The organism is Galbitalea sp. SE-J8, assembly GCF_030345695.1.
Classification (GTDB): domain Bacteria; phylum Actinomycetota; class Actinomycetes; order Actinomycetales; family Microbacteriaceae; genus JAUASV01.
This window is the reverse complement of the sequence record NZ_JAUASV010000046.1, coordinates 1-4,451: the sequence shown is the minus strand read 5'-3', so window position 1 is coordinate 4,451 and position 4,451 is coordinate 1. Positions and strand designations below refer to the sequence as shown.

Below are 4,451 nucleotides of genomic sequence, written 5' to 3'. Positions count from 1 at the left end.
GTGGTTGCGGGGTGGTGTGGTGATCAAGGGTGCGACGGGGCGCACGTATCGGGTGGTTGTGAGGGATCGGGGCAAGACGCTCTCGGTGCGGGTGAAAGCCGCCAGAGCCGGCTACACCACCGCAACCACCACCGCCCGAGCAGGCAAGACCAAGTAGTCCGGGCCGACGGCGCTCACCGGGGGGAATGGGATGAACACTGTCCTGAATCGAGTGCGCAACACCGCGCTCATCGCGGGTGCACTCGCCCTGCTCGCGCCCGCCATCCTGCTCGCGAGCCCGGCGCTGGCCGAGGGGGCGCCGACAGCGACGTCGTGCGACTCCGCGGCCGGCGCCGAGGGCATGGTCGTCGTGCAGCAGACGGCTCTGCCGGTGACGGGCTGGGACGGCTCGTACTCGTACGACGCCAGCTCGACCACACCGGCGTTCGATCGCGTCGGCTACTGCCTCGAGCTGGCGCCCACGACCGGCGCGGCCAGCTACGTCTACACCGCAATGGATGCGTACACCGCCGACCCGACGAAGCTCGGCATCCCCACCTCGACCAGCGACATCCGTCGTCAGCGCGTCGAGGACCTCTCGATCCGGTCGAACGTCGCGGGGGTGCCGACCGGCGACGACCTGACCGGCTACATCGAGATGTGGGATCTCAACTACGACCAGGCGTCGAGCGGACAGTTCCCGGGTGCGAGCGCGACCGCGTTCGACACCGACGACCGTCCGGTGCCGAGCGCGATCCCCGGCTACGGCTCGTTCCAGGTGCACCGCATCGCGCCCGATCTGGACTCCGCCGTTCCCGCCTCGACGGTGCTCGCGGTCAACCACTGGAACGTGGGCACCATCGAGACCGGCATCGGCACGAACACCTCCGGATCGCCCGACTGGACCCAGACCAACAACGGCAGCGGCTACAGCTCCCGAGTGCTCACCGTCTACGCGCATCCGCGGGACGTGACGGTCGCGGTGGCGCCGCAGTCGCAGCAGCTCTATCCGCGCGACAGCACGAACCACGCATCCGTCGTGGTCTCCGGAACCGTGACGAACGCGGCCGTCGACCAGGTCAAGCTCGTGGTCTCGGGCGGTCTCGAGGGGGATGCGGAGACCCTCGCGCGCTCGGTCTCCGGGGCGGGCACGGCGTTCTCGTTCACGAAGCAGATCACCGCCGGCCTGTACGACTACACGTTCGCCCTGCAGACGGTCTCGGGCGGCGTCACGCGCACCGTCTCGACCGCGACCGACGTCGTCGCGGGGGACATGATCGTGATCCAGGGGCAGTCGAACGCCGAGTCGATCGGTCTGAGCGCGGCGGACCAGGCGCTCGCCAACGTCAACGCGTCGACCTTCATCCGCTCGTTCGGCACCCCCGAGGAGAACCCCGTGCTCTCCGAGGCGTACCGCACCTGGAACTTCGCCATGGGCAACGTCGGCAGCGTGGGCGCGAGCCGCTGGAACACGGGACACGTCGGCCTGTGGGGAATCGCGATGGCGAGGAAGCTGCTCGACGCGTATCACGTGCCCATCGCCGTGTTCAACGGCGCCCGCGGCGGGCAGCCGATCGACTACTTCCAGCGGAACGACGCCGACCGGGGCGACACCGCGACGAACTACGGCCGGTTCTACGACCGCCTCATCGCCGCCGGGGCGGCGGGACACATCACGGCGTGGTTCTACTACCAGGGCGAGACCGACGGCGACAACGCCTCGGGCCACGTCCAGGGCTTCGGGAACCTGCTCGCCGACTGGACGCAGGACTTCGGCGACGGGGATACCCGCGAGATCCCGTTCTACCCGTTCCAGGTGCGCAACTCGTGCGAGGTGCAGACCAAGGGCATCACGCTCCGCGACGAGCAGCGGCGCCTTCCCGAGACGTTCCCCGACTACGACATCACCGTGCTGTCGGTCACCGGCGTTCCCGCGCACGACGGATGCCACTTCCGCTACCCGAGCGGGTACGAGGTGATCGCCGACGAGGCGGCCGCGGTCGTCGCCCGCGACGCGTTCGGCGGACCGACGAGCGGCGTATCGGCGCCGGACCCCGTCTCGGTCACGGGCGCATCCCAGGATCGCGCGCTCATCGTGAACCTCCGGTCGAAGACCGACACCCTGACGGTCCACGGTGATCCCTCGGTCGACTTCGCCCTCACCGGCACCTCGGCCCAGGTCATCAGCGTCACCTACCTCCCCGGTGGCCGGCTGCGGCTCGGTCTCTCCGCCGTGCTCGGCACGGGCGATGCGACCCTGACCTACCTCGCGCACAACGGGGTCGGCCCGAGCATCTCGACGTCGCGTCAGGTCGGGCTGCTCTCGTTCAACCGGCTGCCGATCACGAAGGCGCCGATCAACCCGGCCGACGCGCGACTGAGCTCGATCACCGTCGACGGAACGCCGGTGCCGGCCTTCGTGCCGACGACACCGAGCTACTTCGTGCCGATCAGCTCGGGCGCCACGGCCCCGGTCGTCGTCGGCACCCCGAGTGCCGCCGGCGCCACGGTCGCCGTCACATCGTCCGCGTCGAACGCCGTGCTCACGGTCACGTCGGCCGACGGCACGGTCAACGCCCGCTACACCGTATGGTTCACCGTCGCGCCCGCCGCGGGAGCGTGCACCGTCGATGCGCCGTGGCAGACGGCCGGCTGGGGCACGGCCGCGCAATCGAGCTTCTGCCAGACGGGCCGCTCGGAGTTCACCGTCGGCGACGCGACCGGCGGCATGTGGACGTCGTACGACGCGTTGAGCACCGTCTACCAGCCGGACGCGCTGGCGGTCGGCGGCACGTTCGAGACCCGCGTCACCTCGCTGACGACCTACAACGGCCCCGACACGCGCGCGGGCATCGTCGTGCGCAACAGTCTCGCGACCGGCAGGTCCGGATCGAAGGGCTACGGGACGGTCGTCGTGTCGAATCGCGACGGCGCCTACACGCAGACGGACTCCAGTTCCGACGGATACCTCGACTCCGAGAGCGCGCACGTCACCTCCGTGCGGTTCCCGGTGTACCTGAAGGTGAGCCGGACGGCCACGAACACGATCGTCGCCGCCTACCGCAAGCACGTCACGGACCCGTGGACGACCATCAACACGATGACCCTCACCGCGGCGGATCCGCTCGTCGACGTGGGCGTGTTCGCCACGACCAACGCGACGGCCACCACCCTCGAGTCGGCGGTGTTCTCGGGAGCACGGTTCGGCACCGTCGCCGCGCCACCGGTCGCCGTGGCGACTCCGCAGGTCTCGGGCACCGCGCGTGTCGGCTCCACGCTCACGGCATCCGTGTCCGACTCCGTGCCCTCGGATGCGGTGCTGAGCTACCAGTGGCTGCGGGACGGGGTGGTCATCCCCGGAGCGAGCGCGGCGACCTACCCGGTGACGAGCGCCGACTACGGCCACTCGATCGCGGTCGAGGCCGACGGCACGGCGACGGGCTACGCCCCGGGCCGCGCCGAGTCGGCCCACGTGGCGGTCGCGCTCGCGTGGACGGAGCTCGCGCTCACGAGCCTCAGCGGCACCGCGGCGTACGGCAGCACACTGAGTGTGGACCAGGGCGTGACTCCCTCCGACGCCGCGCTGAGCTACCAGTGGACGCTCGACGGCAGCGCCATCGACGAGGCGGTGGGCACGTCGTACACGCCGTCGCTGGCCGACATCGGGCACCGGGTGTCGGTGCGGGTGCAGGCGACCTCCGCCGGTCTCGTGTCCAGCTACTCGTCGGCGCCGGCGAAGATCGTCGCCCCCGCCTCGTTCTCCGCGACGGCGGCGCCGGTGGCGTCGGGCGCTGCGGTGGTGGGCGGGACGCTCGGGGTCAGCGACGGGGAGTACTCCGTTTCAGGCGTGTCGGTCGCGTTCCAATGGCTCGCCGGCGGGTCGCCGATCGCGGGTGCGACGGGTTCGTCGTTGGAGGTGACCCCGGATCTCGCGGGCGCCGCGGTGTCGGCCCGGGTGACGGCGTCGCGTGCGGGCTACGCGGATGTGGTCACGACGACGACCCCGGTGACGGTCGCGGCGGGTTCGTTCGCGGTGACGGGGGTGCCGGTGGTGTCGGGTGCTGCGGTGGTGGGCGGTTCGCTGTCGGTGAGTGATGGTTCGTATTCGGTCGCGGGTGTATCGGTCGGGTTCCAGTGGCTCGCCGGCGGGTCGCCGATCGCGGGTGCGACGGGTTCGTCGTTGGAGGTGACTCCGGATCTCGCGGGCGCCGCGGTGTCGGCCCGGGTGACGGCGTCGCGTGCGGGCTACGCGGATGTGGTCACGACGACGACCCCGGTGACGGTGTCGGCGGGTTCGTTCGCGGTGTCGGTGGTGCCGGTGGTGTCGGGTGCTGCGGTGGTGGGCGGTTCGCTGTCGGTGTCGGATGGGGAGTATTCGGTCGCGGGTGTGTCGGTGTCTCGGCAGTGGCTCGCGGGTGGGGTGCCGGTCGCGGGTGCGACGGGTGCGTCGTTTGCGGTGACGCCGGATCTGG

General features: G+C 70.8%; 1 protein-coding gene. It reads left to right on the top strand.

All coding sequences use genetic code 11. The features are described from left to right. Positions 1-190: 190 nt before the first annotated feature. A partial coding sequence (locus QT381_RS15655) for a sialate O-acetylesterase (RefSeq protein WP_289249959.1) occupies positions 191-4,451 on the top strand: 4,261 nt, incomplete at its 3' end.